This is a genomic window from Sutcliffiella rhizosphaerae (genome assembly GCF_917563925.1).
In the GTDB taxonomy this organism is placed as follows: Bacteria; Bacillota; Bacilli; order Bacillales; family Bacillaceae_I; genus Sutcliffiella_A; species Sutcliffiella_A rhizosphaerae.
The window spans coordinates 244,830-270,769 of record NZ_CAKJTJ010000001.1; the positions used below are offsets into that span (position 1 = coordinate 244,830).

Genomic DNA, 25,940 nt, shown 5'->3' on the forward strand with positions numbered 1-25,940 from the left:
TCTACACTCCTTTTGTTCCTACGTTAAAACTTATATCAAGTGCCTTTACTGAGTGAGTCAAAAACCCAAGTGAGATGTAATTTACTCCAGTATCCCCGTAGCCTGCTAAGTTGGAAAGTGTTATACCCCCAGATGCTTCTGTTACAATATGATTTGGCACATGTTGAATAAAGGTTTTTATTTCTTCCGGATTACGGTTATCAAACATAATAACATCTGCGCCAGCTTCCACTGCTTCCTGTACTTGTTTCAAGGATTCTGTTTCCACTTCCACTTTTACCATATGACCTATGCTTGCACGTACTCGCTTAATTGCTTCTGTTATAGAACCCGTAAATTCAATATGGTTATCTTTTATCATGATCCCATCATAAAGACCAAAGCGATGATTATAGCCACCACCGCAAGTAACTGCATATTTCTCCAACATACGAAGCCCCGGAGTGGTTTTTCTTGTATCACATATTTTTGTTACTTCACTGTTTAATGTTGCCACTGCTTCTGAAGTCAAGGAAGCAATCCCGCTTAAGCGCTGAACTAGATTTAATGTTACCCGTTCTGCTCCAAGAAGCGTTCTCATTTTACCGTTCACAGTTCCTATTACATCTCCTCGTTCCAACCTATCTCCATCTTTTTTAAGAAGCGTAACTTCTGTTTCTAGGTCAAGTGTTTCGAATGCCATTTTTATAATTTTGCTTCCAACAAACACACCTGCTTCTTTAGCAAGAAAAGTACCTGAGCCCCTTTCCTCTTCTGTAAAAAGAGCCTCCGATGTAAGGTCTCTTTCTCCGATATCTTCATTAAAAAATTGATGCAGCATTTCTTGTAATAGAATATTGTTCATTTGTTTCCATTTCCCCCTTTTTGTCTGGTACATTATGCATTATTCGAACTTGTTTCCAAGCTTCCTTCGCCACTGGATGGTCTGTCCGATAATGGGTACCTCTACTTTCCGTTCTTTTTATTGCCGCTTCAGTTATTAAGAAACTAAGCTGAAGCATGTGGATGGTTTCTATTTCTTCCAATGAAAGGATAGCTGTTAGCTGATTCAATCCTTTCCAATATGGTTCAAAGATTTCTAAGTAGTTTTTTAAAGTAAAAAGTCCTTCTTCATTTCGAACAATTCCTGCATATTGCATCATCATCTGTTGAATATCTGATTTTATAGGTAGAGATTCACATTTCCTTTGTAGGAAATCAGATGGTAATTCTTCTCTTCTATACCTGAGTGCTGAGGCAGGAAGATCTATTTTTTTTAAATGGTCAGCAAGTGTTTTGGAAAAGACCATTGTTTCCAACAAAGAATTGGATGCTAAACGATTAGCACCGTGGACTCCATTGCAAGCAGCTTCCCCAACTGCAAAAAGACCTGGGAGAGTTGTCTCTCCATTAATATTGGTAAATATCCCACCCATATAAAAATGGGCGCCAGGCACTACTGGGATTCTTTTCTTTTCCAAGCAGATATTGTGCTTTTTACAAAGCGCTGTTATCGCAGGAAAACGCTCAACAAAATCAGAGACGTGCTCAATATTCAGGTAAATGGACTCTCCCTTTTCCATTTCATAAAAAATTGCACGGGATACAACATCTCTTGGTGCTAAATCCTTTAAAGGGTGGTATTCTTCCATAAAACGCTTCCCGCTCCCAGTTTCTAGATAAGCACCTTCTCCTCTGACTGCCTCTGATATCAGGCCAACTGCTCTTCCTTCATAAGAAAGCATGGTTGGATGAAATTGCATGAATTCTAAATCGGTTAATGCCGCCCCCGCCTGATATGCCAGTGACAATGCCATCCCTGTAATACTTATATTGTTTGATGTAAATGGATATAACGCACCTGCTCCACCTGTAGCCAACACAACAGAACTTGAAAAATAGCTTTTTCTCATTCCATTATTGTTTATTGTTTGTACACCACTACAAACACCATCTTGTACTTCTAATTTGATAACGGTTTCATGTTCAACAAGCTGTACTTTGTTAGATAAGGTTGATTGAAGCCATTCCATTAATTTTTTTCCTGTCTGATCGCCACCAGCATGCAGAATTCGCCTTTTGGAATGTGCACCTTCCATCCCTAATGAATAGTTTCCTTGTTTATCTTTATCAAATTTCATGCCTTTGTGAACTATTTCACGTAAAAGTTCAGGCCCCATTTGGGTAAGAACTTTCACTGCATTTTCATCATTATGGTAGCAGCCTGCAAACAACGTATCTTGATAATGTTGTTCCCAAGAATCCGTATGTTCGATTGCACAAGCAACTCCACCTTGAGCTAGAAAAGAATTATTATCGTATTTACTAGACTTTGTGAAGATAATCACATTTAATTTATCGCTTAAATAATTCGCAGTTAGTAAAGCGGATAACCCACTTCCTACTACAATAACATCAGGCTTTTGCATTGATACAAAAAACCTCCTGTGTATATAAGTGTCTTGACACCTATATTTACATATTTTTATACTTATGACAAGAGTTTTTTACTGGGAAGCAAATTGGCGACTCCAGGAAGGAGAAATGACGATGATATATTTGGATTACGCAGCAACGACACCTATGAGTAAAGAGGCACTGAAGGTCTTTAGTCATGTTGCAATAGATTATTATGGGAATAGTAGTAGTTTACATGATATTGGTGGTAATGCAGGCAACCTTTTAGAATCTTGCCGCAAAGAGCTTGCAAGGATGATTTCTGGGAAGAATGAAGGCATCTATTTTACAAGTGGAGGCAGTGAGTCCAACATTCTAGCTATTCGATCACTCCTAAAAGGAAACGAACAAAAAGGCAAACATATAATTACGACAGAAACAGAACATTCATCCATTCACCACTTGTTTCAATCTTTATCAACAGAAGGTTATGAAATTAGTTTTCTTCCTGTTGATCAAAACGGTGTCATCTCCCTATCTATGTTAGAAGAAATAATCAGAACGGATACATGTCTTGTTTCTATTCACCATGCCAACTTTGAAACAGGAATTCTACAACCGTTAGAGGCAGTGGGAAAGCTATTAAAGGAAAAAAATATCCTCTTTCATAGCGACTGTGTCCAATCTTTTGGTAAACTACCTATAGATATAGAGAAATATCAATTAACAAGCATTTCTATTTCATCCCATAAAATATATGGACCTAAAGGTGTTGGCGCCCTGTATATTTCGCCAGAAACAGCCTGGAAACCTGTGATGGATGGTGCTACACATGAGAACGGAATGCGTCCAGGTACAATCAATGTACCTGGTATCGCTTCATTCATAATGGCAGCACAACAAATGGAACAAAACATGCCCATATTGATTGAAAAGTACGAAATGCTTAGAATATACTTTCAACAACAAATCGAACGATTATGGCTACCGATATTGATAGAAGGTGAAAATGTTGAAGGACTACCACACATTTTAGGTCTTCGCTTACCAGGAATAGAAGGACAGCATGTGATGCTAGAATGTAACCGTAAACAGATTGCCATTTCTACTGGGAGTGCTTGTCAGGTCGGAACTCAATCTCCTTCTAGAACTATGATTGCTACAGGAAAGTCAGCTGATGAAGCGAGAGAATTTATCCGTATTTCATTTGGTAAAGATTCTACTACTAGCGATATTGATCGCCTAGTTATCGCATTGAAGGAAATAATAGAAAATTATTAGAAAAGCGGAAGTGGTGAGCACTAGCAAATGATGTTTGCTAGAAGGTTGGTATTCCACCAACCTTAGCGTTGCTTTCACTTTCATTTTTTAAAAGGAGCGGCAATGGATGACACAAGAAAAAAAAGTCTTAGGGGAAGAACGAAGAAATCTGTTGCTAAACTGGCTACAAACAGAAAATAAACCGCTAACAGGTGGTGAATTAGCATCAAGAACGAATGTCAGTAGACAAGTCATTGTTCAAGATATCTCTCTATTGAAAGCTAAAAATGAACCAATCATGGCGACTAGTCAAGGGTATGTCTACATGAAACCTTATGGCCAGCCAATAAAAAAAGAGCGAATTATTGTTTCGTATCATGAACCGTATCGCACGAAAGAAGAATTATATATTTTGGTTGATTATGGTGTAACCGTTAAGGATGTAAGAATTGAACACCCGGTGTATGGGGACTTAAATGCTTCCGTCATGGTAAGCACTCGAGCAGAAGTAGATGCATTTATTCGAAAAATAAAGCAAACGAATGCCTCCTATCTTTCTCAACTTACGGATGGAACACATCTTCACACATTAGAAGCTGATTCCGAAGAAAAGCTTGATGCTGCATGTGCAGCTTTGATGGAAGCAGGTATGTTGGTAGAATAAGAAAAATGGAAAAAGCGAGTACTCAAATGGATATTGAGTGACCCGAAAATAGCATAATGGAAAAACCGGGCACTCAAATGGATATTGAGTGACCCAAAAATAACATAATGAGAAATTCGGGCACTCAAACAGATATTGAATGACCCGAAAATAGCATAATGCAAAAAACGGGCACTCAAATGGATATTGAATGACCCGAAAATAGCATAATGAGAAATTCGGGCACTCAAACGGATATTGAGTGACCCAAAAATAGCATAATGAGAAATTCGGGCACTAAACATAAATGAGTCCCCGGAAAATTGCAAAATGAGAAACCAGGGCACTCAATATGCGGGACTAAAGTTAAATACTCGAATCTCAGTTCTCAAAAAGTATAATAACAAAAGAATCAGTTAATTTGCGTAATAGCTAATGGCTTTTGCACCAATTAAAAGTCTTGTCACGACGTTAGCTTTATAAAAAGTAGACGTCGAACTAGCTATTTAATAGAGTAACTGTGATACTTGCCTAATATTTTTACCGAGCTCCCCAATGATTCTAGCTCCTCAATGGCAGGGGGAATCAATGGATGATTCATCTCCTCATTCACATCGATAATAAAGAAGTAATTTCCAAGCCCTGTTTTCATTGGCCTTGACTCTATTTTGGAAAGGTTTAATTTTCTCCAAGCAAACACTGATAATACTTGGTGAAGCGCTCCTGAATGGTCCGTTGGGAGTGTTACCATCAGTGTTGTTTTTTCCCCTGAACTTTCATATACTTCGCTCTGAATCATTTTATTCTGATCACGATGAAGGACAATAAATTTTGTATGGTTGTTATCATAATCATGAATATCTTCTTGAAGAACTGCTAGCTTGTACTCTTTTGCAGCAAGTGAATTAGCAATACATGCAGCTTTTTTGGAAAGGCGGTGATCCGATATCAGCTTTGCAGCAGCTGCTGTAGAGGAGGTCGGTTCATAGACCGCTTCTGGATAATGTGTATGTAAATATTTGTGGCATTGAGCAATTGCATGTGAATGAGAATAAATGACCTCTAATTCTCCGCCGTTTTTTAAATGATCCGTGTGGACCAATAAATGTTGACGGATAGGGATTGTAAGTTCCCCAACAATTGGTAATGGACAGTCATGTATTAAATAATCCAATGTCACATTCACAGAACCTTCAATGGCATTTTCCAGTGGAACAACTGCCGCCTCCACACTCCCATTTAGGACAGCGTCCATACATTCAGGAATGGTGGCAAATGCCTTTTTTTCACTATCAGGAAAGAATTTTGTTACTGCCAAATCGGTAAACGTTGCTTTCGGTCCTAAAAATCCAATCTGTGATGGTTTCATATTCTCTACTCCCTTAACTAAACTAAACTCCTTGTGAACTTGAAGAGCCTAAGCCCCGGTCCCCAAAATCTCTACTTTATCTACAAATTCTAGTCTCTTTAGCTTCGAAAGTAAAGTATGAATATCACCTTGAAGTCCTGACATATCTAAAGATAATGTAACATTCGCTTTACCTTGAAGTGGAATGGTTTGGTGAATGGTTAATACATTGCAGCCTGCAGTAGCTACAGTAGCAAGCAATTGTGAAAGCGCACCAGTCTGATCCTCCAAATGAAAAAACAACGTCATAATCCTTTCTTTTACCATCGTATGAAAAGGAAATACGGTGTCACGGTATTTATAAAAGGCACTTCTGCTAAGATCCACTTTTTGTACCGCTTCCGCAATGGAGGTCACTTTCCCGCGAGCTATCATTTCTTTGACCTCTAATGATTTTTTCATCGCTTCTGGTAGCACATCTTCCCGTACTAAAAAGAACTTCTCCTCTAACATCGGACATCTCTCCTTGACATCTATATGTAAAGAAGAGAGGATAAAATGAATTATCCCCTCTCGTACAACTATTCTACAAATTCAAATTCATATTTCTGCAAACGAACAATGTCGCCATCTTTTGCACCTCTAGCTCGCAATGCTTCATCCACACCCATTCCGCGTAACTGGCGAGCAAAACGTCTAATGGATTCTTCATGGTTGAAGTTTGTCATGACAAACAGCTTCTCAAGATTTTCACCAGAAAGTACAAATGCACCATCTGGATCTCTTGTAATCATAAAGTCAGCTTCTTCTTTTTCATGTTTATACACGACACGCTGTTCGATCGCTTCTTCTTCATACAAAGGATACTCAGGAGCATTCTCAAGCTCGTCGGCAACTGCATAAAGCAGGTCGCGAAGTCCTTCACGAGTTAATGCAGATATCGGGAATATCTTTACGTTTTCCCCAACCTGTTCCTTAAACATTTCAAGATTTTCTTCTGCATCAGGCATATCCATTTTATTGGCTACAATAATTTGGGCACGCTCTGTCAGTCGCAGGTTATATTCCTTTAATTCTTGATTGATGGTCACATAGTCCTCATAAGGGTCACGGCCTTCTAAGCCTCCCATATCAACAACATGCATAATAACTCTTGTCCGCTCTATATGACGCAGGAATTGGTGACCAAGTCCTACTCCTTCATGGGCACCTTCTATCAATCCGGGAAGGTCAGCCATGACGAAACTGCGGCCATCTTCTGTTTCTACAACTCCTAGGTTGGGAACGATTGTGGTAAAGTGATATTCCGCAATTTTCGGTTTTGCAGCTGACACCACTGATAGGAGAGTAGATTTCCCTACACTTGGGAACCCAACAAGGCCAACATCAGCTAGTACCTTTAATTCAAGAATAACATAACGCTCTTGTCCAGGTTCACCGTTTTCAGCAATTTCTGGTGCTGGGTTTCGAGGTGTTGCAAAACGAGTATTTCCACGGCCACCACGACCTCCCTTTGCTACCACATATTGCTGGCCATGCTCTGTTAAGTCAGCAAGTGTCTCCTTTGTGTCGTCGTCTATTACGACTGTCCCAGGCGGCACTTTAACGATCATGTTTTCCGAATTTCTACCGTGCTGGTTTTTCGACATCCCATGTTCACCACGGTTTGCTTTAAAGTGACGTTTATAACGGAAGTCCATTAAAGTACGCAAACCTTCCTCAACCTGAAGGACAACGCCTGCTCCCTTTCCTCCATCGCCACCTGCTGGTCCTCCGTCCGGAACATATTTTTCACGCCGGAACGCTACCATTCCGTTTCCGCCGTCTCCACCTTTTACATATATTTTGACCTGATCTACAAACATTGCTTATTCACTCCGATATCATAAAAAGACTGGAATTTGTCTTTTATTCATATTTTATGTAGTCCATCATCCATACGAAAGACTAGTGTCCTATATTACTTATTTACAATTTCAACGACACTGTAAAATTGCTTTCTTCTATGCTAATTTCTTTTTCATTAACATAAAACTCATTTGGTTGATTTTTCAACCAATGTTTTAAAAAGCCTGTGTCTTCTAGTATCCCATTTATATCAAAAAAGAAACGAACTTCCGTCTTTTCTATATGCAAACTTAAGAATAAATGATTATCCCCTGTTCTATTCACCACTTTTTCCAATCCAGTGAATAAGGAGGAAATCCAACGGTACAGTATGTCGTCCAACTTAGACATGTCAACAGGATTACCAATCACTTCATATTCAAACGAGAATAGTCTTGGCTCCCAATGATAGGTGATTAGATACTCAGCAAATAACGGTGCATGTAAATTGGTAAGATTTGATTCATGGTTTGATTCCAAAACTATTTCGTCTATCAAGTTGCTTACTCTCTCTAAGCGCCCCAGTGACAAATTTGCCTTAATCAATTGCAGCCTATTAAGCCAATCATGTCTGGAATGACGCAGAACATCCAACGTTTTTCTTTTTCTCATCTTTACCGTTCTCCTAGCTTTGGCTTATTCCGGTACCCATTCAATATGTCGATTATAGCATATTTGTACATAAACGTGGGGAAAAGATGGAAAGGTCGTTATTGTGTGTATTAATATTGGAAAGGCTCATTTCTACATGATGGTTGCTATTAACCTGAAAATAGTCGGATTCTTGACTTTCATAACGATCTAGTAAAGTTTCCAAAAGAAAGCAACTATTGGCAACAAAAAAACCCTAACCTATAACTTAGGCTAGGGCATCTGCATGAAGCTTACGCTTCTTGTGCAACAGGATATACGCTAACTTGTTTGCGGTCACGACCTAAACGCTCGAAACGAACGATTCCGTCAACCTTCGCGAACAAAGTATCGTCACCACCACGTCCAACGTTTGCACCTGGGTAAATTTTAGTACCGCGTTGACGGTATAAAATAGAACCACCAGTAACCATTTGGCCGTCTGCACGCTTAGCGCCAAGACGTTTCGCGATAGAGTCACGTCCGTTTTTAGTACTACCTACTCCCTTTTTGGAAGCAAAGAACTGAAGATCTAATCTTAACATGTATTCCACCTCCTAGTTAGAAATGGTTATATAATTTCCATAATCACGTTCTATCGTCTCTAAAGACACAACCATACCTTCCAACAACAGCTGGATTTTCTCTTGTGTCGCTTCATCTATATTAGATGGAATGGAACAGCGGAGAAACCCATCTGCTCCTTGCTCAATTTCAGGTGTAATCTTACAAAGTGTCATTACTGCGTTCACAGCACCGAAAGATACTGCTGAAGCACCTGCGCATACAATGTCAGAACCCTTCTTGGCAAAGTTAGCATGTCCAGTTATGGTAAACGATTGAATCAGCTGTTGATCGTCTCGTTTAATCGTAACTTTAATCATTCAATCATCCTTAAATTATGCGTTGATTGCATCAACAACAAGCTTCGTGTAAGGTTGACGATGACCTTGTTTTTTGCGGTAGTTTTTCTTCGCTTTGTATTTGAATACAGTAATTTTCTTCGCACGGCCTTGTTTTTCAACTTTAGCCGTTACAGAAGCACCTTCAACTAGTGGGCTACCAACTTTAACATTGTCGCCACCAACGAAAAGAACCTGATCGAAAGTTACTACATCACCTTCAGCTGCATCAAGTTTTTCGATGTAGATCGTTTGACCTGCTTCAACCTTGATTTGCTTACCACCTGTTTCAATAATTGCGTACATACTCTTGCACCTCCTATAATAGACTCAGACTCGCCAGTGTTAGGTATATGTACGAAAATCGTCCATATTTTTCATAGGACCTAGACTGTGCGGTTGTAGCACGGGTGCTACAAACTAACAAAGAACATCTTAGCATAATACAAACCTTGATGTCAATAAAGTTTAAAGCGATTCTAACCGAATATTAGCATCTTTATTGGAACCCGCAAATCGTATTTCATAGCTAGATACTTTTTGTTTTTTGATAAAATAAATCTCAAGACCTATCCGCTCTTTCACATTAAGCATGTTCAATAGCTTGTCCACTACTTCTGCCTTTGTTTCTACGATCACTGCCTCTACTTCACTACCTTTAAACTCAAGCAATTCCCGTTCAAGCTGATAAGATATGGTTTCAATGGAATATACGACTTCTTTTCCTTCTCCTGCTTGCAATAATAAGCTCGTTAAAGGCTCCCGAACTTTTTTTCTTGTTAGCTGCATAAGGTTTAGCTCCGTAAATCCAACCACTCTGACAAAAGATCGGTCTTTTTCAACAGCTGCTTGTAAAACGTTTTGAACTTGGGTTCGCTCCTTACCGTTTTTCATATCAATAAAATCGATAATAATAATGCCACCGATTTGACGTAAACGAAGTTGCCTTGCTATTTCAACAGCAGCTTCCAGGTTTGTCTTTAGTACCGTTTCTTGCAATCCTGTCTTCCCAATGAACTTTCCGGTATTCACATCAATTACAGTCATTGCTTCCGTATGCTCAATAAGGATATAGCCACCACTTTTTAACCAGACTATTTTTTTGAGTGCTTTTTCAAGCTCCTGCTCCATTCCTCTTCTTTTGAAAATTCCTTCTTTCCCTGTATAAAAACGAACAGGGTAACCTTTCTTTTTCAAAAACTGAAAAGTTGAAGCATCGTCTACCTCCACATGGTTTACTTCAGCTGGTGAAATATCACGAATCAGCTTTGAAACAAAGCGTTCTTCTTCGTGAAGTAAAGAAGGAACTTTTACGGAATCAACCTTATCATGTGCAGTTAAAAATTGCTGTTGTAAATCCATCAGTTCTGCTTCCACCAACTCAGGAGGAATATGTTCACTTGCAGTCCGAAGAATAGCACCCTCCTCCTCTGTCAGCCATTCCTGTAGGTGCTTCCGCCATTCTTTTCTTTTTACATCCGACATCTTTTTAGAAATTGCTTTATATTTCCCATATGGCTGATAAACGACATGTGTTCCAGGAAATTCAAGTAACCCGGTAAGCTTTGGACCTTTTGTGCCTTCTCCTTCTTTTACGACTTGCACAAGGATGGCCTCTCCTTGGTGAACAAAATGAGAAATTGATTTTAATTCCTTTTCTGATTTGGAAAGCAAAGATGTTTGAAAAGAACATAAATGGTCGCGGTGAAGGTAGCCGTGTTTCTGCTGTCCAATATCGACAAAAGCAGCTTGCATGCCAGGCAATACATTCACAACGCGACCTATATAAATATTTCCATCTATAGGATGAGTGTCTGGCCGGTCAATTAACAGCTCGACTAATTTACCATCCTCTTTCACAGCAACCCGTTTTTCAGTTGCTTTCATTTCCATAATTAGCTCAATCAATTCAGATAGCCTCAGCTTTCCACTCGAAGTTTAGTATGAATAAAGCATATCTCCTATATCAATGGACGTCAACTTCTCCTTGAAGTATGCATGAAGAAGCTCATTTTCATCTAAAGGAGGCTGTTTGTTGCTTCCCTTCATCACAATAATGTTATGCTTGCAATCCCGCTTGAATTTTTGTAAGACATGATGAATCTTTTCCTTTTCATCCACTATGATGGGTGTAATATGAGAAATAGAGTTACTCTTACCATAATAACGCTCCATTAAAAAACGCATAACAACAAAATGGCGCTGTGACCATTCCTTTTTTAAGGTAAATAATAAAAATACGGTAATGATCCAAATATTGATATGCATTGGATCAATGAAAAGATAGATCGTCACAAATAAAATCAAAAACAAAAACGAAGCCTTCAATGTACGTTCATGAGCATCAGAAAAGGCTAAAAATCTACTGAATAGCAATCCCATCAATTTCCCACCATCGAGTGGCCAGATTGGAAGAAGGTTTACAAGGAATATCATCAAATTGAAAATAGAAAATAATTCCCACATGTCTCCTGAAAGAAAACCAAGTTGAAACAAAAGATACCCTCCAGCGCCTAGCCATATATGCTGCAAAGGTCCTGCCAGTGTAACTATCAACTCTTCCTTCAGTGGTCGATTCCCATGTTCATCCGTCTCCGCAACCCCTCCAAAAGGAAGAAGTAACACTTGCTTGATTCGCCAATTATAATAGGTAGCAGCAAGACCATGACCAAGTTCATGCACAAATACAATAAAGAAAAGAATCAACAATTCCCAGAAATTCCCCGTCATTAAAGCCAGTCCAACAAGAAGCCACATGAAGGGGTGTATATGAATTTTTTGATAGAGCATAATCCATTTATTATTCAAAAGAGATCACCTGCATTGGATCGATAAATTCATTATCTTTTTGAATCGCAAAATAAAACATCCCTTTAGACCCATCCTCTAAAATCGTAGTTTGTCCAATTACATCACCTGTTTCAATAAAATCGTATAGTTTTACATCTACATTTTCTAATTGACCGTACCAGCTATAAGTTGCATCTGCATGCTGCACAATCACCGTTTTACCAATATCAGGTTTTTTACCGACAAAAGTAACCCTTCCGCTTTTCATCGCTTCTACTTTGGAATACGCAACTGTTTCTACCATAACCCCCTGCCCATTTGCTTCAAAACTCTCAAACACTTTACCAGAAGCAGGAATGACCAATTCTTCATCTGCTAAAGGCTTCTTATTGTTGGGTGGCAATGGCAACAGTGCAAGTGATTTTCCAAATTTGCCTTCATACCAATTGGAAAACGCCGTAAACTGAAAGCTTTCTTCCATTGTATTTAGAACAAACTGACGGGGCTTTTCCCATGTACCACCAGCAGGTTTTTGAAACATTATTGCCACAACCAACAAAAGGATAGCTGATGCTAAAATCTTAAAAAGAAAATTCCGGCCATTAAACAACGGATGATCCCGATTACCCTCCGGACCCCCTTCAAAGGAAGAAAAGCTCGAACCACCGTATCGGTCTTCATCACGAAGTATATCACTAGATACTCTATCCCTAGCCGGAAGCCTCTGCTGCCTTTGCCGCTTCCGTTTGGCTGCCCTCTTTCTTATTTCCGCTAACCGATCATTCATACTAACACCCTTCCCACAAATAGGTTTGTACCATTTTATGACTTGTCCGGGAGGGATATGACGACAACAAGCTTTGCTTTTATAATCTATTAATTTTGGAAAACATATATGAACTTTTACAAGTTTTAGTATAATAGAAAGCAGGAAGAAAGTAGGATTAATGAAATGTTATAGATTTAATAAAAGAGGGGAAAACGGTGAGGACAATACATAACAACTGTAATCAAAAAGGTTTAACTTTAATAGAAATTTTAGTTTCCATTGTCATACTAGGAATTATTTTTACAGGCATGCTAGGATTCTTTTCCCAAATGACTACATACTCCTCTCATGCTGATAATAGAATCACTTCAATGAATTTAGCTGAGAAAGTATTGAATGAATACAAATCAACCGGCTCTTACCCAACAGAAGAACACATAATAAATGGGAAATCTTATTACCCTAAAGTAACTGAGCTTTCTGCACACCAAAGCTTGGATCTAATCTCGCTCCATGTGGAGATTTATTCTGACCCTACTCATTCAACATCCTCTTTATTAACGGAACTTTATGGATATAAGGAAGGAAATTGATATGAAACAATACAGGAGCACTCAAGGGGGCTATGTCCTTCTTTACGTTTTGTTGACGATTGTTCTAATTGGATTGTTTATTCCCCCTTTAATGAACGCCATTCTAACAAGTAATCAGCAATATAAAAAAACGGAAGAAATACTTCAGCATGAAAAACTTGCAGAGATGGGTACCGTTTTTTTTGAAAAAACGGTCATCGACATTATTAAAAATTGGACGCCTTCTTCGGAAGATGTCAGCAAAGATCCGGATTATATAAAACAATATGTCCTAACCTATCTTGAAGATGAATTGCAAAAAGAAACATTTGACTCAGATTTTTTGAATACATCAGGCTATACAATCGCAATAACTGAAATAGGTTTAAATAATACCTCCAAGACAATTGCTTACAGGTTAACAACAACGTTCAATCAAAGAGAGCAAAAAATATTTGATCAAGAAATGTCCATTCCCAATGTAAATTTTATATCAAGTGAATGACCACTTTATTTCCAAATTGAAAAACAAAAATTCTCTCCCCATACTATTTTTGTACAAAAATAAAGGCTGTTTTCGCAAACATTGTTGCTTTTACGAACATTATTAGATACTCGTAATAATCGTTACGTTACTGTAGTGCTCTTTTCCTGCATTTAGTTTCAGTCAAAAGGACAAGTTTTCAATGAACATACACGTAAAAATCTTTTAGAAAAGAGCCAAAATAAAAAAGACTGCCAATTATGATGGCGGTCTTTTCATTTTCTTATCGTACCCCAAAAAATTTCTTAATTTTAAACATAACTCCCTTGCTCTCTTCTTCTAAAGATTGCAGTGGAACTGATTCACCTAAGATGCGACGGGCAATATTTCTGTATGAAATGGAGGCTTTGCTATTTGGGTCCATTACGATAGGCTCACCGCTATTGGATGCACGAATCACGCTGTCATCATCCGCTACTATTCCAATTATATCAATGGCAAGGATAGAGACTATTTCATCCACATCGAGCATTTCTCCATTTTTCACCATATGGTTGCGGATTCTGTTCACTATCAGTCTTGGAGGTTGGATTTTCTCCTCTTTTTCTAACAAACCGATTATGCGGTCTGCATCGCGTACAGAGGAAATTTCCGGTGTGGTTACAACGATAGCCATATCTGCACCAGCAATTGCATTTTGGAAGCCTTGCTCTATTCCAGCAGGACAGTCGATAATTATATAGTCATAGTCCTGTTTTAATTCCATAATCAATTTTTTCATTTGATCCGGCTTTACGGCCGATTTGTCACTTGTTTGGGCAGCCGGCAGGAGCTTCAAGCATTCAAAGCGCTTATCGTTGATTAAAGCTTGATGAGTTTTGCAACGTCCTTCTACAACGTCGACTAGGTCATAGATGATCCGGTTTTCGAGTCCCATGACAACATCCAAATTTCTAAGTCCAATATCTGTATCCACTAAACATACTCTTTTTCCTTGTAAAGCAAGAGCCGTGCCGATATTTGCAGAAGTTGTCGTCTTGCCGACTCCACCTTTACCAGATGTAATTACGATAGCCTCTCCCACTTATTACATTCTCCTTTCAAGCCGAGTTAACATCGGTCTAAGTTGTGAAAGCAATTGTAAGCGGTCTATGACAATTTGTTCTTGGTGGTCAATATAGGCACATTCCATCTCGCTGCTTCCTTCGAGCTGTTCACTTAGGTCTGGAGCGCGATTAATGATGTCATGAATGGAAAGTAAGGTCGGTTTCATCAAACTTGCGGCTATGACGGACTCCCTTTTTCCTTGAAGCCCCGCATAAGCACTTCCCCTAAGGGCGCCAAGGATGAAAATATTACCTCCAGCCTTAACAGTACCTCCGGGGTTAACATCCCCTATAAGGAGAAGATCACCTTCTACCTCCAGTACTTGACCTGAGCGAATCATTTTGGCAACCGGTACAATTTCCGTTTCCTTTTTCCATTGAATTGCCTGTTCTTTCGTCACGACATTACTTTCGATTTCTTCCACGATAAAATTCTTCTTACTTCTTATGACATTTCGTAATTTTTCTTGTTGTTTATTCGATAAATAACGATTCCCTACTCTTAAACGAACTCCCAAGAGCGGAGACTCGTCCGGATTTTTGTTCGACGTTAGTTTTGCTTCTATTTCAGCTAAAAGCTCTTGAAATGAGCAAGTATCATCGAGATGCAGGATTAGGCCCTCTTTCGTGCCTTTAATGGTTACATACTGTTGTTTTTGTCTATTCACGACCTTCACCTCAACAAGTATATAATTCGACATCGCCCTTCTATTTCCTTTTTCCTAATAATAAAAAAAGATTAGTAGAATGAGTATGTATATGAAAAGCCCAGCTATAAATGTTGGGCTTTTCTGAAGACTGTTTTCGCAAATTTTGTAGCTTTTCCATTCATTACAAGAAGCTAGTAATAAGCTTTATTTGGAAAAAGCCCTTCTTAAAGTTCATCTTTTTGATCAATTGCCAATCGCTCCATAAACAGTTTGATTGGAAATAATAGCACAATTGCAATAATAGCATTAAAACCAAGTGTTGGAAGTAATCTTACGGAAACAAAATCTGAATGTGTCATTATAGTGGATCCAATTAACGAATGAATACCAAATACAATATGTTCGGTTATTGTGATAGATAGTAGTATCATAATAAAAGAAATAATATAGTTCGTATTAACAAATCGTAATATTCCAGACACAATATATACGGAAATTCCGAAAGCAAACAAATACACTCCCAGTATCTCCGTATAGACTATATCATAGAGAAATCCGAAAAGCATTGCACATATTAGACCAACATAGGGACTAGTGTAGATAGCACACAATGTGATGACAATAAGCATATATCTCGGAACAATCACCCAATCTTGATTTATGGTGAGAAGCCCAAAGAAGTCGACACTAATGCTTTCTAAAATAAATAGACATAGAATCAGGGCTGGTAGGACATACTTCCTCACTCAGAGTCACCCTCTTCTGATGTTTCTTCTTCTGGTTCAGGTTCATTTCCCGTCATCAGCGTTCTTTCGATAATCATTACTTGACTGATGTTATAAAAATCTGCTGCTGGTTTTACATAAGCCATTTGTGTCAATCCGTATTCATCTGCAACTACTTCAGTTATTTCGCCAATCATTAATCCTTCTGGGAAAACTCCACCAAGACCTGAGGATAATACTACTTCCCCTTCTTGTACATTTGCTTGATGCGGAATTCTTTTTAATAGAAGAGCTGCTTTTTCTTCATCATAGCCTTCTATTAAACCAAAAATCTCTTCTTCGCCTTGTATGTAAGCAGAAATACGATTTTTAGGATCAAGTGAACTTAGTAGTTGTACAGTTGATGTAAAGGCATTGGCATGTTTGATTTTTCCAATCAACCCACCAGACGTGACAACTGCCATGTCTTTTTCAACACCATTTTGCTTACCTTTATTAATGGTTATTTGTTCTACCCACTGATCTGGGTTTCTTGCAATGACAGTTGCAGGCATTGGCTCATAGTCTCTAAGTGACTCCATCTCACCAATAACTTCTCTAAACTGTTCATTTTCGTTTTCTAGTTTTTGCACTTTCGTTTCTAAGAGAGCATATTCTTCCAGTCTAGCACGTAGCAGTTTGTTTTCCTCATACGTATCTTTTAAATATCCTACATTATCAAAGAAGCCCGCTACAAAATGTGCAGGCCTATAAAAGATAGATTGGACAAAGCCAGTTGAGTCTTTAACGAACTGTTCTGGCCATGTCAAATCGTCCCGTTCTTTCAAAGAAAAACCAATCAATGCCACTAGAAAAATTAAGCTCACCAACAAAATAATCAATCTTTTATTGAGAAAAAATTGTGGCATGACTTAACACCTTCTTAGCGATAATCTCTTGATTTCTTTTTAAATTCATCAATATAATCCAATGCTTTTCCAGTACCAATTGCAACACAATCAAGTGGATTTTCTGCTATAATAACTGGCATTCTCGTTTCATCACTAATTACTTTATCAAGATTACGTAACAGTGCACCGCCACCAGTTAAAACAATTCCACGATCCATAATATCTGAAGCAAGTTCAGGTGGAGTTCGCTCCAAAGTTGCCTTGACAGAATCAACTATTGCCGTTACTGTATCATTTAATGCTTCTGCAACTTCTTTTGCTGTGATTTCAACTGTTTTCGGAAGTCCTGTTAGAAGGTCACGGCCACGAATATCCATTGGCTCAATCCCTTCGGAGTCGCCTGCAGAGCCTACTTCCAATTTAAGTGATTCAGCTGTTCTTTCGCCAATCATTAGATTGTAGTTTTTGCGGATATAAGCAATGATTGCATCATCCATTTCATCTCCTGCTACTCTTATAGATTGACTAGTAACAATTCCTCCAAGTGAAATAATTGCTACCTCTGTCGTTCCACCGCCGATATCAACAACCATGCTGCCTGTTGGTTCCCAAACTGGAAGATTTGCACCAATCGCTGCTGCAAAAGGCTCTTCAATTGGATAGGCATCACGAGCTCCAGCTTGACGAGTCGCATCAATAACCGCTCTTTCTTCTACTGCAGTTATACCAGAAGGCACACAAACCATTACGTAAGGTTTACGGGAAAAAGCATTTTTATTTTTTAACGCTTGCTTAATATAATATTTCATCATCGTTGCTGTCGTTTCATAGTCTGCAATAACCCCATCTTTCATTGGACGGAGCGCAACGACATTACCAGGTGTACGTCCAATCATATTCTTGGCGTCATTCCCAACTGCCACAATTTGTCTTGAGTCGGTTTGAAGTGCCACAACAGACGGTTCACGCACTACAATTCCTTTTCCTTTAATAAAAACTAATGTATTGGCTGTTCCTAAGTCAATACCAAGATCTCTCGTTCCAAACATATAAGTGTATCTCCCTTTCTGAAACTATAGCATAATAGTGGTAAATGAAAAATAAATATAACGGACGAAGCCTGCCCTAATAATTTTCATAAACATGTGGAATTAAATATTGTGTAGAAGTTGATGTGAAAAGAAGGTTGTCCTTCCAAACTCATGAGTAATATTATATCGTAGGATATGAAAAAAGCATAGTATTACATATAGCCTTTTTCTTTCAAACTGATAAATTTCTGATCACCAATAATTAGATGATCCAATAGCTCGATACCAATCAGCTTTCCGCACTCGCTAAGTCGCTTCGTTACGTCAATATCCTCCTTGCTTGGTGCGGGGTCGTAGGGTAGGGAGCATGCGCCTTACTTTGTCTCCAAAGCAGGTCTCACAGTCCCCCCCTCAGAACCGTACGTACACCTTTCAGCGTATACGGCTCGCCAGTTGATTAATCGGAATTTGTTTCTCATGGTGGTCATGATGGCACTTAAAACAAAGGACAATTGTCTTTCGATTCCGTTCAATCATAATTTTGTCCAAATATTTTAAGTTTGATTTCTTTTTCAAGTCCTTCAACTTTCGTACATGATGGACCTCCATCTGACCTTCTGTTGCACCACACGCTTCACACTTGTTCCCCAATAGTCGCCTTTCAAATTCTGTTCTACCTGAATATTTCAACGTATTTACAAATGTATCTATTTCAGGAGAATCGGCTTTAATGCACCTTTATGTTTAGGAAGATCTTTGAGTTTCACAAACTGATGAATTTTTTCATTGCCCTGTTTATCTTTCCTAACAATGCATAAGACTCCCTGTTTGTGTACCCTCATGCTCGAAGTAACCTTCTTAGAGGTACTTCTGCGTGTATTGGCAATGGTTTTTATAAAACTACTTTCTGCTAAATAAAACAACTTATCAAGATGATGGTAATTATTTGCTAGCTTGTAGTAGTTTGCAATTCCTCTTAGTTCAGCATTATAGGTTAACAGAATTTCAATTTCCGAATTGTTAATAAGTTTGGCTCGATGTATATTTTTGAAGTTGTCGAGATTTCCATAACCATTTGTTAAGGCAAATTCTTTTATTCTTTTTTCGGGAATTTCCAATTTAATTGCTCCTGAAAGAGTTCTCTTTTTTAATGGATGTTTTTGATTTTTATACGCGACCCTAGTGACCTTTACTTCAGCCCACTTACAAAATTCATATCCAAGAAAGGGAATGGGATTTTCCAGATGGGTGATAAGTGTTTTTTCTTCACTTAATTCAAGGTGTAGTTCTTGTTTAAGGAAATCCTTTATCCTATCCTTTACATTGATTGCACTATCTTTGGAACCAGCTATCCCTATTACAAAATCATCTGAATAACGGACATATTTCATTCTTTGATAGTTATTATCCATTGGGTCGACTGAGGGTATTAGAACTTGTTTACGCTTAAGTTCTTCGATTGTTTTTATAAATCCCTCTCTGCCTTCCCACAATTGATGTCCATTTTTCTCATCAAGTCTTTTAGCTCTTCGGGAGAGTGTCCTGATTTCTGAGCGTATACGAGTGTATTCTTTATTTCTTTCCCTTATTTTACCTTTATCAAAATTTTCCATTTGTTTTTCCATGAATAGGTCAAACTCATGAAGGTAGACATTGGCTAGTAAAGGTGAAATAATACCGCCCTGTGGTGTACCGCTGTAAGTTTTATAATAAGTCCAATTCTCTATTACACCACTTGTTAGTGCATTGTGAATAAGCAAAAGGAAACGATGGTCATTGATTCTCTTAGAGATAAGATTTAATAATACAGAATGGTCAATATGGTCGAAGAAGCCTTTAATGTCTCCTTTAATACACCATGTTAACCCTTTCCATGTGTTCTTAATTTGGGACAATGCTGTATGACAACTTCTTCCCTCTCTAAATCCATGGGAATTATCTGAGAATGTTGGTACATAAACGTTTTCCAAAATCATTCTCATTACTTCCTGTACTAACTTATCTTTGAAGTTAGGAACCCCTAAAGGTCTCTTTTTACCATTCGTTTTCGGAATATAAACTCTTCTTACAGGTGCAAAGCGAAACGTCCCTTTCTTAAGTTGTTCAATGATTTCATCAATCTTTTGTAAACTAAAACCATCGATTGTTTCTTCGGACGTTCCTTTTGTTAGATTCCCAGCATTCGGATATACCTTTGCATATGCCTTAATCCATAATTCTCTTTTATACATGAGACGGTAACAATCCGTTATTGTTTTACCACTTTGAGAAACATTCCTTATAACGTCCAACTGATGAAATGGATTTGTAGCCATATTCATGACTCCTTTCTCAATGACGTTAACATCAACCTGTCTCCCTTCCCCCTGCTAAACTCATTACAAGCAAACGTTGGGTACTATGGAGACTCCGTTACCGTATGCAATTTTCATAGACCTATGTCTAATAGCCAATCGGCACTCGCACTTAGGTAATCCCTGCATTATGACATAATTTTAGTTACGTGGTGGTTAGGTATCCCTTTTGACGGTTTCCTCTAGTCGAGGATTGAAGGACAAACCTTACTATGGACAGGAAAGCGGCGATTTCCAACAGACGCTCAGGAGATACGTCTTCCATTTTGTCCTCATTGCCTGTTAACTACCGTAGACAACGGCGCACCCACCGCTCATTCGTCTAGGATTCAAGCAGTATAGCTTTTACCATACACCACTTGGTCTGAAGAACTGACTCGACATTAGATAGTTTTGTCGTCTTTTCTCCTTTTCACATCATGCTCTGTTCCCTCTATGAGTTTCCTCTCAAGGTAAGATGCTGACCATAGAACATTGTAAGGAGTTCTAGATTACAAAGTAATCACTAAAATTACGCACCTTACAGGCGCACTCCACTAGGATGGTTGTGCAAACAGATGAAAGAAGCAGCTGACCTCCTGAAAGCTTCCTTGAACACCTCGCGAGGGTGCACGATGCTAGCATTTAAGCTTCCAATGAAGATGGTTTGTTGATGCAATACTTGATTTTTCGTATTCAAATAAAGACAAACAAAATGCTCTTGGGAGAGAAAACGCATATCTTCCATCACATAGTTTGCAGCGTCCTCTGGCGACCTTATGACATAGCGATCTTCGTATTGAACCCGGTGTATTCTTCTACCAAGCTCCACAGCAGCCATAATTTGGATCGCCTTAACATTCCCGATGCCTTTTAAATTTGTGATTTCTTCAATAGATGCATCCTTCAGAAGTCGTAGTCCTTCAAAATTAGTAAGTAACTTATTAGCAAGCTGTAATACAGACTCTTCCTTGGATCCTGTTCGGAGTAAAATCGCCAGTAGCTCATGATTGGATAGGCTCTTTGGTCCGTCTTGGATCATACGTTCTCGCGGCCTTTGGTCTTCGGGATAATCCTTTATCATTAAAGTAGTTGAAGTAGGTGTTTCCAAATGCCTTTTCCTCCTTTATTTCTGAGAGGCAGGCTCCTTCCGTCTTATTGGAAATTCTTTAATTCTCGAACTGTTCGTGAAAGGGGCAATCCCACAATGGAAAAATAATCACCCTTGATTTCTTTTACAAACAGAGCTCCGACTTCTTGAATACCATAGGAACCCGCTTTATCCATCGGTTCACCAGTCTTGATGTAAAAGTCAATGTCTTCCTCTGTAAGCTCCCAAAAAGTAACAGCTGTTTTTTCGAAAAAGTTAAGTTGCTTCTCTGCACTTACGATAGACACTCCACTAATTACAAAATGCGTGTGTCCACTCAGCTTCTGAAGAGTTGCTCTTGCTTCATCTTCGTCTTTAGGTTTACCTAGAACAGTTTCCCCTAAGACAACAATAGTATCCGAGCCAATGACAACTGCTTCCTTATTTTCTTGGAAAACATTGTTTGCTTTTTGAAAAGCTAGACTAGTAGCAATTTCCTCTGGTGAGAGAGATGGATCAAATGTTTCCTCGATGTTACTCACCTTCACTTGAAAAGGGAGATGAACTTGTTGGAGAAGTTCCTTTCTTCTGGGGGATCCTGAGGCTAAAATAAGAGGTTTCATCGTTTATCACCTTTCTACTAATAATCCTTACTCAAGAGATACATTTTTATCCTATCATAAAAATAGATACAGCAACAAACATCTTCCTGTAAAATTGCATGATTGTATTTTACATAAAAAAACAGCCCAAAAATAAATTTTTGAGCTACTAAAGAATATCTAATAGGATTTGTTAATTCACGACAGTACACTAAGTGTTACTCATAAAAAAGAAAATGGAACAAAGCGTTACGAAAACACCTTAGTAATAAATTTTCAGTGCATCAAGTAGCTTTTGCTGAGCACTCCATAAATCTTGTTCATTGCTTGATTTTTGATAGGATTGATAACTTTCAAATGCCGCTAAAAGAGATGCTTTCCATTCTGTCGTTATTTCAGTTAACTCCTGATCCTTTATTGCTGCCACTTTTTCAAAGCTTGATTGAATGGTTTCCTTTGTGGCACCATCAAGAGTACTACCTTGCAGCAGAAGAGAGGTTGCTTCAGTCAACTGGAGATAGAATTGTTGCCCTTCTTCCAATAATGTTAAATCCGGAGTAGTCAAAGAGTTGAGCGTTTTTTCAGGAACTGCTATTTCTTTTGCAAATGGAGATGGTTCAATTCCCTTTCCATTTACTTCCGAACCAATTTCCTTCATCCCTTCAACTGATTTACCAACTGCCATGAAAATATGGGTTGGGTCAGATCCAATAGCAACTGCTGGAAATCCGGCAGCTTTTAGACGGTCAATCTCCTCATTTACACTATCACTTTTTGAAAATACACCTGCTTGTAATACAGAGAGTGTTTGGGCTTTCAGTGTAATACTTTCATTGCCAGAAGCTTGCGAAGAATCAGCATCTGGTCCATTTTCCGAATCAACTGGAGCAACAGCAGGGACATTAGGATTTGTCGGCGAATCAGAAATATTCATAATTGCTAATATGATAAAACCAAGACAAGTTCCAATTCCTATTGCCATACCAATAGATAACAATAGTTGTTTCGCGAATGAGGGGGTCACCATTTGTTTCTTTTTCCCGAATGGGGATGGGCTAGATTTAGAACCCTTTGTTTTTCTTAAGTCTTCAATATAGGAGGATTGTTGTTTTTTAGATGGGTTCGGTTCTTTAGGTAAGACCCATTCAAATTCTTCCGCTTCTTTTTTTTCAGCTGCAGCAGCAGACTCGTCCACAATAATAATAGGTAGATCCCCTTCTGGGAAATCAGCATCTTCTTTCACTTTGTCAGGAATTGGGGGCACCTTTTCCTTTTTTGACTGTTGCTTTCTTTTCTTTTTACCTTGACCATATGCTTTTTCCTGGCCGTTTATCTTAATCTTCATTTGGTGATGATTCATTTTTCCCACCTCCGCTTACATGTGACAAATAATGTCCTGATAAGATTTGCTTTATCCTACCATAGCCCATAAAAAAAAGAACAAGACTTTTGTCGTCTTGTCCTAATTCTTTTCCGACACATTCCTTAGAGCTGTCAATGTTTCGAGCATTTCCACGGAAATAATTAATTCGTGTCGATAAATGGATTGGTTCTGTTACTAGGTGCTGGAACCGATAATGGCGGAAGGTCCTCAAGTAAATCTTCAAGCTCAGGATAATAAAAAGCCGACATCGTTACAGAGTATGTCAAAGTATCAAGTTCTTGTTCAGTAGAGGTAATTTCCGGTTGACCAGTAAAAGTGACCGATTCTATTTGCGTAACACGCGTCAGATTTTCAAGGGAAGAAAGAAAACTGGTCAAATCCTCATATGTTTCTGATTCCACAGAAAGGTTAACTGTAATTTTCTTTAACCCTTCTGGTAAATATGTCACTTCTTCCACATTTTCTTCCGTTTCATCTGAGTTTCCATTTTCATAGTCATCAAGAGTGGAAGTTGCAGGAGTAAATGTCTCATCCCCAAAAGTCATGTTAATAATTCTACTATCAGAAAGCACTTCTGCCTTATCCAACTCCAAAATTAATTGTTCAACAAAAGGAGTAACTGGAATTTTCCGCTGAAGTTCCACCGTATTCCCACCAGTAGATGCCTGAAGCTGACTTTGCTCTTCCAACGCTTGAATCAATCGTTGTTCTATTACTATTTCCTGCTGGAGCTGCCCTACTCTAAGCTCCTGTGGTTGATAAAATAAAAAATAAAAAGTAGTGATTCCTAAAACCATGATAAGCACACAGGAAGCTAGGATGAGATAGTGTTTTCGTTCAAGTTCTAGCCTCATTCGTCCTCACCTCCAACATCTTCTACGGATTCTTCCGCTTCCTCACTTGATTGGAATTTGCTCCTGTCAAAACCAAGATTGTACTGTCCTACATAACGTGGCAAGATGCCTGTAGTCGTCTCAGTCTCCATAGAAACAGTAGCTATGGAAGATAGTTCAATAGAATGATATAGTGGTGATTCATTGAGATGGTACAAAAAGTACGCTGCATCTTTGGATTCATCAAACTGTACTGAAAGGTTTAAGATTCCTGTTTCATCATAGGAGAATCTTTGAATGAACCCTCGGTCTGGAAGCAAGCGGATTAAGTCCTGCATAATTGGAACCATTTCAAGTGGATACTCCTCTGCCCAAAGTACTGTATCTTGGAGTCGTTTAGAAGAAGATCCGCCTTCTGGATTGTTCAATGCCGCTTCTTGTGCAAATCGTAATTCCTGTACTGTTGCCAGTTCTTGCTCAGCAGTTTTAACGTCATTATTAACTAGATGATAAAAATAAAAGAGGGCAACTGACACAGTCAAAACAAAGAAACCGCAAATGCCGTACACAAGAGGAGCGGTAATATTACGAGCTCTTTTTTTAGGTAATAGATCAATATTTACTAACATCATTGCACCTCTTTTAGCGCCAGGCCGAGCGGATAATAATAGTTGGGATCCACAACCTCTTGTTCTTGTGTATACACTTCCTGCTCAAAGCTATCAACCTTTACCGCTAGTTTCTCTTTTAACTTAGATAAAATTAACGGAAGGTTCGGATGATCACCATGTATAAGCACCCTATTTACTTCTTCGTTGCCTTGATTCAGTGAAAAACGGAAAAAGTTCATAATCCGTTCCACTTCTGTAGTAAAATCTTCTAAAAAAACATTGAACTGAACGATATCCCCTGCCCATTCTAACTGAGTATTAGCTAAGGAAACCTCCCAGATTTTCAAATCTTGCGGTAGCGCAACGGTTCGGATAAATACTGGGACATGATTCATAAAAATACTTAACGTAATACAGCTCACATCAAAATGAATGATTAACAAGTGGTCTTGCTCATTACGTTGACCAAACTCATAATACAATCGATATAAGCATAGGGAGGACACATCAGCCGCAGCAGGTTTCATCTTGAAATCTTCTAGGATGGAAGAGAGCATTGTGACATGCTCTTCTGGAGAAGCAAACAACACAAGTTCCGTTTTTTCAGAACGGTGAAGGACATGCACATCAAACACTGGATCTTCAAAAGGTAAGTGAATGGTTGAGCCAAGTTCTAAGTATAAGTAACCAATGATTTCATCATCCATAACATTAGAAGGAATAGTAAGCTTTCTCGTCACCACGTACTGATCAGGCACAACAAAGCGAACATGCTTACGCTTTAATCCCCAGTCTTCTACACATTCCTCAAAGATTAGACGAAATACATCTTCATCGACAATTTTCCCATCTCGCATAATGTTAGGTGGCAAAAATCGTTCATTTGTGCGCTTAATGACAAGAGGATTTACACTTTTTAACTCTATCATTCTAATAACATGGTCTCTAATAATCAAATTTATGAAGTTGTTTTGCTTCGGTTGTAAAAATGAAAATTCCATCCAAGAAACTCCTTATGTAAGAT

26 protein-coding genes, 3 pseudogenes and 1 other annotated feature are annotated in these 25,940 nt (G+C 38.6%); of the genes and pseudogenes, 4 read left to right on the forward strand and 25 right to left on the reverse strand.

Features of this window, described 5'->3' with window-relative positions:
- Position 1: 1 nt before the first annotated feature.
- Positions 2–844, reverse strand: a complete 843-nt coding sequence (gene nadC / locus LRP81_RS01245; RefSeq protein WP_230499411.1) for a carboxylating nicotinate-nucleotide diphosphorylase — start codon at positions 842–844, stop codon at positions 2–4.
- Complete coding sequence (gene nadB / locus LRP81_RS01250) at positions 801–2,408, reverse strand: L-aspartate oxidase (protein ID WP_230499412.1); 1,608 nt, start codon at positions 2,406–2,408, stop codon at positions 801–803. Before nadB ends, nadC begins: the two co-directional genes overlap by 44 nt.
- A gap of 121 nt (positions 2,409–2,529) precedes the next feature.
- Here nadB and LRP81_RS01255 point away from each other — a divergent pair, with 121 nt between their 5' ends.
- A complete protein-coding gene (locus tag LRP81_RS01255) occupies positions 2,530–3,657 on the forward strand; it encodes an IscS subfamily cysteine desulfurase (RefSeq protein ID WP_230499573.1) in 1,128 nt (375 codons plus the stop codon).
- Between the two features lie 106 nt (positions 3,658–3,763).
- On the forward strand, positions 3,764–4,300 hold the full coding sequence (locus LRP81_RS01260) for a transcription repressor NadR (protein ID WP_230499413.1): 537 nt from the start codon (positions 3,764–3,766) through the stop codon (positions 4,298–4,300).
- Between the two features lie 481 nt (positions 4,301–4,781).
- Here LRP81_RS01260 and pheA read toward each other — a convergent pair whose 3' ends face one another.
- From pheA to LRP81_RS01310, 10 genes are all read right to left on the reverse strand, one after another.
- A complete protein-coding gene (gene pheA, locus LRP81_RS01265; protein WP_230499414.1) occupies positions 4,782–5,648 on the reverse strand; it encodes a prephenate dehydratase in 867 nt (288 codons plus the stop codon).
- A 48-nt stretch (positions 5,649–5,696) separates the two neighbouring features.
- The gene (locus LRP81_RS01270; protein WP_230499415.1) at positions 5,697–6,140 is read right to left on the reverse strand and encodes an ACT domain-containing protein; all 444 of its coding nucleotides are present in this window, start codon (positions 6,138–6,140) and stop codon (positions 5,697–5,699) included.
- 68 nt (positions 6,141–6,208) lie between these two features.
- Complete coding sequence (gene obgE, locus LRP81_RS01275) at positions 6,209–7,492, reverse strand: GTPase ObgE (RefSeq protein WP_230499416.1); 1,284 nt, start codon at positions 7,490–7,492, stop codon at positions 6,209–6,211.
- Positions 7,493–7,595: 103 nt separating this feature from the next.
- The gene (locus LRP81_RS01280; RefSeq protein WP_230499417.1) at positions 7,596–8,126 is read right to left on the reverse strand and encodes a Spo0B C-terminal domain-containing protein; all 531 of its coding nucleotides are present in this window, start codon (positions 8,124–8,126) and stop codon (positions 7,596–7,598) included.
- A 272-nt stretch (positions 8,127–8,398) separates the two neighbouring features.
- Entirely contained in the window at positions 8,399–8,689 is a 291-nt protein-coding gene (gene rpmA, locus LRP81_RS01285) for a 50S ribosomal protein L27 (protein WP_152445328.1), read from the reverse strand.
- A gap of 12 nt (positions 8,690–8,701) precedes the next feature.
- On the reverse strand, positions 8,702–9,028 hold the full coding sequence (locus LRP81_RS01290) for a ribosomal-processing cysteine protease Prp (RefSeq protein ID WP_230499418.1): 327 nt from the start codon (positions 9,026–9,028) through the stop codon (positions 8,702–8,704).
- Positions 9,029–9,043: 15 nt separating this feature from the next.
- Positions 9,044–9,352: a 50S ribosomal protein L21 gene (gene rplU, locus LRP81_RS01295; protein ID WP_230499419.1), complete on the reverse strand. Its 309-nt coding sequence runs from the start codon at positions 9,350–9,352 to the stop codon at positions 9,044–9,046.
- A 16-nt stretch (positions 9,353–9,368) separates the two neighbouring features.
- Positions 9,369–9,457, reverse strand: a sequence feature (ribosomal protein L21 leader region).
- A 57-nt stretch (positions 9,458–9,514) separates the two neighbouring features.
- Complete coding sequence (locus LRP81_RS01300) at positions 9,515–10,954, reverse strand: Rne/Rng family ribonuclease (protein WP_230499420.1); 1,440 nt, start codon at positions 10,952–10,954, stop codon at positions 9,515–9,517.
- A 30-nt stretch (positions 10,955–10,984) separates the two neighbouring features.
- On the reverse strand, positions 10,985–11,854 hold the full coding sequence (locus tag LRP81_RS01305) for a M50 family metallopeptidase (protein ID WP_230499421.1): 870 nt from the start codon (positions 11,852–11,854) through the stop codon (positions 10,985–10,987).
- Positions 11,847–12,623, reverse strand: coding sequence for a M23 family metallopeptidase (locus LRP81_RS01310; RefSeq protein ID WP_230499422.1), 777 nt, complete (start codon positions 12,621–12,623; stop codon positions 11,847–11,849). The genes LRP81_RS01305 and LRP81_RS01310 overlap by 8 nt, the downstream gene beginning before the upstream one ends.
- Positions 12,624–12,820: 197 nt before the next feature.
- Between LRP81_RS01310 and LRP81_RS01315 the strand changes: the two genes are divergently transcribed.
- Complete coding sequence (locus LRP81_RS01315) at positions 12,821–13,198, forward strand: type IV pilus modification PilV family protein (protein WP_230499423.1); 378 nt, start codon at positions 12,821–12,823, stop codon at positions 13,196–13,198.
- Between the two features lies 1 nt (position 13,199).
- Complete coding sequence (locus tag LRP81_RS01320; protein WP_230499424.1) at positions 13,200–13,682, forward strand: hypothetical protein; 483 nt, start codon at positions 13,200–13,202, stop codon at positions 13,680–13,682.
- Between the two features lie 262 nt (positions 13,683–13,944).
- Here LRP81_RS01320 and minD read toward each other — a convergent pair whose 3' ends face one another.
- The 13 genes and pseudogenes from minD to pilM form a co-directional block, all read right to left on the reverse strand.
- Positions 13,945–14,745, reverse strand: coding sequence for a septum site-determining protein MinD (gene minD / locus LRP81_RS01325; protein ID WP_230499425.1), 801 nt, complete (start codon positions 14,743–14,745; stop codon positions 13,945–13,947).
- Positions 14,746–14,748: 3 nt separating this feature from the next.
- On the reverse strand, positions 14,749–15,468 hold the full coding sequence (gene minC, locus LRP81_RS01330) for a septum site-determining protein MinC (protein ID WP_317987023.1): 720 nt from the start codon (positions 15,466–15,468) through the stop codon (positions 14,749–14,751).
- A gap of 173 nt (positions 15,469–15,641) precedes the next feature.
- Positions 15,642–16,163, reverse strand: coding sequence for a rod shape-determining protein MreD (mreD, locus tag LRP81_RS01335; protein ID WP_230499426.1), 522 nt, complete (start codon positions 16,161–16,163; stop codon positions 15,642–15,644).
- Entirely contained in the window at positions 16,160–17,050 is an 891-nt protein-coding gene (mreC, locus tag LRP81_RS01340) for a rod shape-determining protein MreC (protein ID WP_230499427.1), read from the reverse strand. Before mreC ends, mreD begins: the two co-directional genes overlap by 4 nt.
- 14 nt (positions 17,051–17,064) lie before the next feature.
- A complete protein-coding gene (locus LRP81_RS01345) occupies positions 17,065–18,081 on the reverse strand; it encodes a rod shape-determining protein (RefSeq protein ID WP_230499428.1) in 1,017 nt (338 codons plus the stop codon).
- A 194-nt stretch (positions 18,082–18,275) separates the two neighbouring features.
- Positions 18,276–18,416, reverse strand: a pseudogene (locus LRP81_RS01350) (JAB domain-containing protein); the annotation flags it as partial.
- A 79-nt stretch (positions 18,417–18,495) separates the two neighbouring features.
- Positions 18,496–20,378: pseudogene (locus LRP81_RS01355) on the reverse strand (reverse transcriptase domain-containing protein).
- 571 nt (positions 20,379–20,949) lie between these two features.
- A pseudogene (gene radC / locus LRP81_RS01360) lies at positions 20,950–21,480 on the reverse strand (RadC family protein); the annotation flags it as partial.
- Between the two features lie 71 nt (positions 21,481–21,551).
- Entirely contained in the window at positions 21,552–22,109 is a 558-nt protein-coding gene (locus LRP81_RS01365) for a Maf family protein (protein WP_230499430.1), read from the reverse strand.
- A gap of 241 nt (positions 22,110–22,350) precedes the next feature.
- Positions 22,351–23,448: a hypothetical protein gene (locus LRP81_RS01370; protein ID WP_230499431.1), complete on the reverse strand. Its 1,098-nt coding sequence runs from the start codon at positions 23,446–23,448 to the stop codon at positions 22,351–22,353.
- A gap of 164 nt (positions 23,449–23,612) precedes the next feature.
- The gene (locus LRP81_RS01375; protein WP_230499432.1) at positions 23,613–24,326 is read right to left on the reverse strand and encodes a pilus assembly protein PilO; all 714 of its coding nucleotides are present in this window, start codon (positions 24,324–24,326) and stop codon (positions 23,613–23,615) included.
- Positions 24,323–24,934, reverse strand: coding sequence for a hypothetical protein (locus LRP81_RS01380; protein ID WP_230499433.1), 612 nt, complete (start codon positions 24,932–24,934; stop codon positions 24,323–24,325). The genes LRP81_RS01375 and LRP81_RS01380 overlap by 4 nt, the downstream gene beginning before the upstream one ends.
- Positions 24,934–25,917 carry a type IV pilus biogenesis protein PilM gene (gene pilM / locus LRP81_RS01385; protein ID WP_230499434.1) on the reverse strand — a complete coding sequence of 328 codons (984 nt, stop codon included), beginning with the start codon at positions 25,915–25,917 and terminating at the stop codon, positions 24,934–24,936. Before pilM ends, LRP81_RS01380 begins: the two co-directional genes overlap by 1 nt.
- Between the last annotated feature and the right edge of the window lie 23 nt (positions 25,918–25,940).

Bases quoted from the DNA above. Each gene is read 5' to 3' on its own strand.
- LRP81_RS01280 (WP_230499417.1), bottom strand. From the start codon at position 8,126: ATGAGAAAAAGAAAAACGTTGGATGTTCTGCGTCATTCCAGACATGAT.
- pilM (WP_230499434.1), bottom strand. From the start codon at position 25,917: ATGGAATTTTCATTTTTACAACCGAAGCAAAACAACTTCATAAATTTG.
- nadC (WP_230499411.1), bottom strand. From the start codon at position 844: ATGAACAATATTCTATTACAAGAAATGCTGCATCAATTTTTTAATGAA.
- pheA (WP_230499414.1), bottom strand. From the start codon at position 5,648: ATGAAACCATCACAGATTGGATTTTTAGGACCGAAAGCAACGTTTACC.
- LRP81_RS01380 (WP_230499433.1), bottom strand. From the start codon at position 24,934: ATGTTAGTAAATATTGATCTATTACCTAAAAAAAGAGCTCGTAATATT.
- rplU (WP_230499419.1), bottom strand. From the start codon at position 9,352: ATGTACGCAATTATTGAAACAGGTGGTAAGCAAATCAAGGTTGAAGCA.
- LRP81_RS01320 (WP_230499424.1), top strand. From the start codon at position 13,200: ATGAAACAATACAGGAGCACTCAAGGGGGCTATGTCCTTCTTTACGTT.
- LRP81_RS01290 (WP_230499418.1), bottom strand. From the start codon at position 9,028: ATGATTAAAGTTACGATTAAACGAGACGATCAACAGCTGATTCAATCG.
- LRP81_RS01365 (WP_230499430.1), bottom strand. From the start codon at position 22,109: ATGAAACCTCTTATTTTAGCCTCAGGATCCCCCAGAAGAAAGGAACTT.
- LRP81_RS01345 (WP_230499428.1), bottom strand. From the start codon at position 18,081: ATGTTTGGAACGAGAGATCTTGGTATTGACTTAGGAACAGCCAATACA.
- rpmA (WP_152445328.1), bottom strand. From the start codon at position 8,689: ATGTTAAGATTAGATCTTCAGTTCTTTGCTTCCAAAAAGGGAGTAGGT.
- LRP81_RS01310 (WP_230499422.1), bottom strand. From the start codon at position 12,623: ATGAATGATCGGTTAGCGGAAATAAGAAAGAGGGCAGCCAAACGGAAG.
- LRP81_RS01255 (WP_230499573.1), top strand. From the start codon at position 2,530: ATGATATATTTGGATTACGCAGCAACGACACCTATGAGTAAAGAGGCA.
- LRP81_RS01375 (WP_230499432.1), bottom strand. From the start codon at position 24,326: ATGAGGCTAGAACTTGAACGAAAACACTATCTCATCCTAGCTTCCTGT.
- nadB (WP_230499412.1), bottom strand. From the start codon at position 2,408: ATGCAAAAGCCTGATGTTATTGTAGTAGGAAGTGGGTTATCCGCTTTA.
- LRP81_RS01260 (WP_230499413.1), top strand. From the start codon at position 3,764: ATGACACAAGAAAAAAAAGTCTTAGGGGAAGAACGAAGAAATCTGTTG.
- LRP81_RS01370 (WP_230499431.1), bottom strand. From the start codon at position 23,448: ATGAATCATCACCAAATGAAGATTAAGATAAACGGCCAGGAAAAAGCA.
- LRP81_RS01270 (WP_230499415.1), bottom strand. From the start codon at position 6,140: ATGTTAGAGGAGAAGTTCTTTTTAGTACGGGAAGATGTGCTACCAGAA.
- obgE (WP_230499416.1), bottom strand. From the start codon at position 7,492: ATGTTTGTAGATCAGGTCAAAATATATGTAAAAGGTGGAGACGGCGGA.
- minC (WP_317987023.1), bottom strand. From the start codon at position 15,468: ATGTCGAATTATATACTTGTTGAGGTGAAGGTCGTGAATAGACAAAAA.
- mreC (WP_230499427.1), bottom strand. From the start codon at position 17,050: ATGCCACAATTTTTTCTCAATAAAAGATTGATTATTTTGTTGGTGAGC.